The following is a 4,772-nucleotide window of genomic DNA, read 5'->3' as shown; positions in this document are numbered from 1 at the left end:
CAGGTCGGTATCCGCGGCCCGCACGGGCCGCTAGGCCCGCCGGTGGCCTATCAGGCGCGGCTTCGGCTCCAGGCCGTCCAGGCCGTGCCACGCCAGATTCACCAGATGCGCCGCCACCTCGGCCTTCTTCGGCTTGCGCACGTTCAGCCACCACTGGCCCGTCAGCGCCACCATGCCCACCAGCGCCTGCGCGTACAGCGGCGCCAGCTTCGCGTCGAAGCCCCGCGCCTTGAACTCCAGCCCCAGAATGTCCTCGACCTGCGTGGCGATATCGCTGATCAGCGACGCGAACGTACCCGTCGACTGCGCCACCGGCGAATCCCGCACCAGAATCCGGAAGCCGTCCGTATACGTCTCGATGTAATCCAGCAGCGCGAACGCCGCCTGCTCCAGCAGCTCACGCGGATGGCCCGCGGTCAGCGCCCCCGTCACCATGTCCAGAAGCTGCCGCATCTCGCGGTCCACCACCACCGCGTACAGCCCCTCCTTGCCGCCGAAGTGCTCGTACACCACCGGCTTGGAGACCCCGGCCTTCGCCGCGATCTCCTCCACCGACGTGCCCTCGAACCCCCGCTCGGCGAAGAGCGTGCGGCCGATGTCCAGCAGCTGCTCGCGCCGCTCCTTGCCGGTCATACGGACGCGGCGGGTGCGGCGGGCCCCCGGCGCGGGGGTCCGGTCCTTGCCATTGCTGGTGCTGCTGTCGATCGCCACGCTTCAATCATGCCGCCTGCGCGGCCTTGCCCTTCCCTGAATTTCCGCCCGATCCGTCCCCGGCCTCCGAATCGGAGGGCTTGCGGCGCGACGCGATACGGGCCGCGTCCGGCCAGCGCACGTCGTACGCCCACCCCGCCCGCTCGAACCAGCGGATCAGCCGGGCGCTGGAGTCCAGCTGTCCCCGCATCACCCCGTGCCGCGCGCTCGTCGGGTCCGCGTGGTGCAGGTTGTGCCACGACTCACCGCAGGACAGCACGGCCAGCCACCACACATTGCCCGACCGGTCACGTGACTTGAACGGCCGCTTCCCCACCGCGTGGCAGATCGAGTTGATCGACCACGTCACATGGTGCAGCAGCGCCACCCGCACCAGCGAACCCCAGAAGAACGCCGTCACAGCGCCCTGCCACGACCACGTCACCAGACCGCCCACCAGCGGCGGAATCATCAGCGACACCACCGTCCACAGCACGAACTGGCGCGAGACCCGGCGGATCGCCGGGTCCTTGATCAGATCCGGCGCGTACTTGTGCTGCGGCGTCTGCTCCTCATCGAACATCCAGCCGATATGGGCCCACCACAGCCCCTTCATCAGCGCCGGCACCGTGTCGCCGAACCGCCACGGGGAATGCGGATCCCCCTCCGCGTCCGAGAACCGGTGATGCCTGCGGTGATCCGCCACCCAGCGCACCAGCGGCCCCTCGACCGCCAGCGACCCCATCACCGCCAGCGCGACCTTCAACGGCCGCTTCGCCTTGAAGGCGCCATGCGTGAAATGACGGTGGAAACCGATCGTGATGCCATGGCAGCCGATGTAATACATCGCCACCATCAGCCCCAGATCCAGCCACGAGACACCCCAGCCCCAGGCCAGGGGCACCGCGGCGACCAACGCCACAAACGGCACCGTGATGAACAGCAACAGCGCGATCTGCTCGATAGACCGCTTGTCGTCGCCACCGAGAGTGGCAGAGGTCAATGTGGGTTCCTGGGCCTTCGGCGCGTCTTCGATCACGTCGGGGCTTGCAGTCATGGCATCCCTCAGGGGGGCTCGACACACGGCTACGGTTCCGTAACCTACGGCTACGTAAGTATGGCAGGGCACGCGTATCGGGCAATAGGGCTGTGGATGACAGCGCGTCGCGGACACCTATCCTGGGTCGCGGTCGGACAGCGCGGTCCGCAACCTCTCCAGACGTGCTCAGAACACTGCAAGGAGCCGCCCCCGTGAGCAGTGCCGACAACACCCGTACAGCCGCCGACGGCGCCGTCACCGACACGACTGACGACACCGGCGCCACCAACGGCGAAGCGACCAACGCCGCCCTGCGCGCCGACATCCGCCGCCTCGGCGACCTCCTCGGCGAGACCCTCGTCCGCCAGGAAGGCCCCGAACTCCTCGACCTCGTCGAGCGCGTACGAGCCCTCACCCGCACCGACGGCGAAGCCGCCGCCGACCTCCTCGGCGCCACCGACCTCGCCACCGCCGCCAAGCTCGTACGGGCCTTCTCCACCTACTTCCACCTCGCCAACGTCACCGAACAGGTGCACCGCGGCCGCGAGCTCCGCACCCGCCGAGCCGCCGAAGGCAGCATCCTCACCCGCACCGCCGACCAGCTCAAGGACGCCGACCCCGAACACCTGCGGCAGACCGTCCAGAACCTCGGCGTACGCCCCGTCTTCACCGCACACCCCACCGAAGCGGCCCGCCGCTCCGTCCTCAACAAGCTCCGCCGCATCGCGGAACTCCTCGACACCCTCGCCACCGGCGACAAGCCCCGCACCGACCTGCGCCTCGCCGAGAACATCGACCTGCTCTGGCAGACCGACGAACTCCGCGTCGTCCGCCCCGAGCCCGCCGACGAGGCCCGCAACGCCATCTACTACCTCGACGAACTCCACACCAACGCCGTCGGAGACGTCCTCGAAGACCTCGCCGCCGAACTCGCCCGAGTCGGCGCACCCCTCCCCGCCACCACCCGCCCCCTCACCTTCGGCACCTGGATCGGCGGCGACCGCGACGGCAACCCCAACGTCACCCCCCAGGTCACCTGGGACGTCCTGATCCTCCAGCACGAACACGGCATCACCGACGCCCTCCAGGTCATCGACAACCTCCGCGCCGCCCTCTCCAACTCCATCCGCAACTGCGGCGCCACCGAAGAACTCCTCACCTCCCTCCAGCACGACCTCGAACTCCTCCCCGAGATCAGCCCCCGCTACAAGCGCCTCAACGCCGAAGAGCCCTACCGCCTCAAGGCCACCTGCATCCGGCAGAAGCTCGTCAACACCCGCGAACGCCTCGCCGCCGGAGCAACCCACCAAAGCGGCCGCGACTACCTCGGCACCCCCGAACTCCTCGCCGACCTCCAACTCCTCCAGGACTCCCTGCGCGCCCACCGCGGCGAACTCATCGCAGACGGCCGCCTGGAGCGCACCATCCGCACACTCGCCGCCTTCGGCCTCCAGCTCGCCACCATGGACGTACGCGAACACGCCGACGCCCACCACCACGCGCTCGGCCAGCTCTTCGACCGCCTCGGCGAGGAATCCTGGCGCTACGCCGACATGCCCCGCGACTACCGGCGCAAGCTCCTCGCCAAGGAACTCCGCTCCCGCCGCCCCCTCGCACCCAGCCCCGCCCCCCGCCACGCCGCCGGCGCCAACACCCGCGGCGGCGTCCCGACCCGCCCCCCGGCCATGGAAAGCTTCGGACCCGACGTCATCGAGTCCTACATCATCTCCATGTGCCAAGGCTCCGACGACGTCTTCGCCGCCGCCGTACTCGCCCGCGAAGCCGGCCTCCTCGACCTCCACGCCGGCTGGGCCAAGATCGGCATCGTGCCGCTCCTCGAAACCACCGACGAACTCAAAGAAGCCGACCGCATCCTCGACGAGATGCTCGCCGACCCCTCCTACCGACGCCTCGTCGCACTCCGCGGCGACGTCCAGGAAGTCATGCTCGGCTACTCCGACTCCTCCAAGTTCGGCGGCATCACCACCTCCCAATGGGAGATCCACCGCGCCCAGCGCCGACTGCGCGACGTCGCCCACCGCTACGGCGTACGGCTCCGCCTCTTCCACGGCCGCGGCGGCACCGTCGGCCGCGGCGGCGGCCCCACCCACGACGCGATCCTCGCCCAGCCCTGGGGCACCCTCGAAGGCGAGATCAAGGTCACCGAACAAGGCGAGGTCATCTCCGACAAGTACCTCGTCCCCTCCCTCGCCCGCGAAAACCTCGAACTGACCGTCGCCGCGACCCTCCAGGCATCCGCCCTGCACACCGCGCCCCGCCAGTCAGACGAGGCGCTCGCCCGCTGGGACGCCGCCATGGACACCGTCTCCGACGCCGCCCACGACGCCTACCGCGAGCTCGTCGAAGACCCCGACCTGCCCGCCTACTTCTTCGCCTCCACCCCCGTCGACCAGCTCGCCGAACTCCACCTCGGCTCCCGGCCCTCCCGCCGCCCCGACAGCGGCGCCGGCCTCGACGGACTCCGCGCCATCCCCTGGGTCTTCGGCTGGACCCAGTCCCGCCAGATCGTCCCCGGCTGGTACGGCGTCGGCTCCGGCCTCAAGGCCGCCCGCGAAGCCGGCCTCGACACCGTCATCGACGAAATGCACGAACACTGGCACTTCTTCCAGAACTTCCTGTCCAACGTCGAAATGACCCTCGCCAAGACCGACCTGCGCATCGCCCGGCACTACGTCGACACCCTCGTACCCGACGACCTCAAGCACGTCTTCGCCACCATCGAAGCCGAACACGAACTCACCGTCCGCGAAGTCCTGCGCATCACCGGCGAACGCGAACTCCTCGACGCCAACCCCGAACTCCGCCAGACCTTCCGCGTCCGCGACGCCTACCTCGACCCCATCTCCTACCTCCAGGTCACCCTCCTGCACCGCCAGCGCGAAGCCGCCGGCCGCGGCGAGGAAGCCGACCCCGTACTCGGCCGAGCCCTCCTGCTCACCGTCAACGGCGTCGCCGCCGGCCTCCGCAACACCGGCTGACCAGCTCCTCAAGACACAACGGCGGCCCTTCACCCACTGACTGG

At 69.5% G+C, this 4,772-nt stretch carries 3 protein-coding genes; 1 reads left to right on the top strand and 2 read right to left on the bottom strand.

The window, feature by feature from the left end; genetic code table 11:
- Nucleotides 1-30 precede the first annotated feature (30 nt).
- Nucleotides 31-711: a TetR family transcriptional regulator gene (locus ACFU99_RS33390; RefSeq protein ID WP_384399188.1), complete on the bottom strand. Its 681-nt coding sequence runs from the start codon at nt 709-711 to the stop codon at nt 31-33.
- A 7-nt stretch (nt 712-718) separates the two neighbouring features.
- A complete protein-coding gene (locus ACFU99_RS33385) occupies nt 719-1,747 on the bottom strand; it encodes an acyl-CoA desaturase (RefSeq protein ID WP_384399186.1) in 1,029 nt (342 codons plus the stop codon).
- 293 nt (nt 1,748-2,040) lie between these two features.
- On the opposite strand from ACFU99_RS33385, the gene ppc reads away from it, so the two are divergent.
- Nucleotides 2,041-4,728, top strand: coding sequence for a phosphoenolpyruvate carboxylase (ppc, locus tag ACFU99_RS33380; protein WP_384399190.1), 2,688 nt, complete (start codon nt 2,041-2,043; stop codon nt 4,726-4,728).
- Nucleotides 4,729-4,772: the final 44 nt, after the last annotated feature.

Origin of the sequence: Streptomyces sp. NPDC057654, from assembly GCF_042800135.1 — a bacterium.
GTDB lineage: Bacteria > Actinomycetota > Actinomycetes > Streptomycetales > Streptomycetaceae > Streptomyces.
Note: the sequence above shows the minus strand (reverse complement) of the source record. Positions and strands in the feature narration are given on the sequence as shown.

Excerpts from the sequence above, each read along its gene's own strand:
- ACFU99_RS33385 (WP_384399186.1), bottom strand. The coding sequence starts at position 1,747 with ATGACTGCAAGCCCCGACGTGATCGAAGACGCGCCGAAGGCCCAGGAA.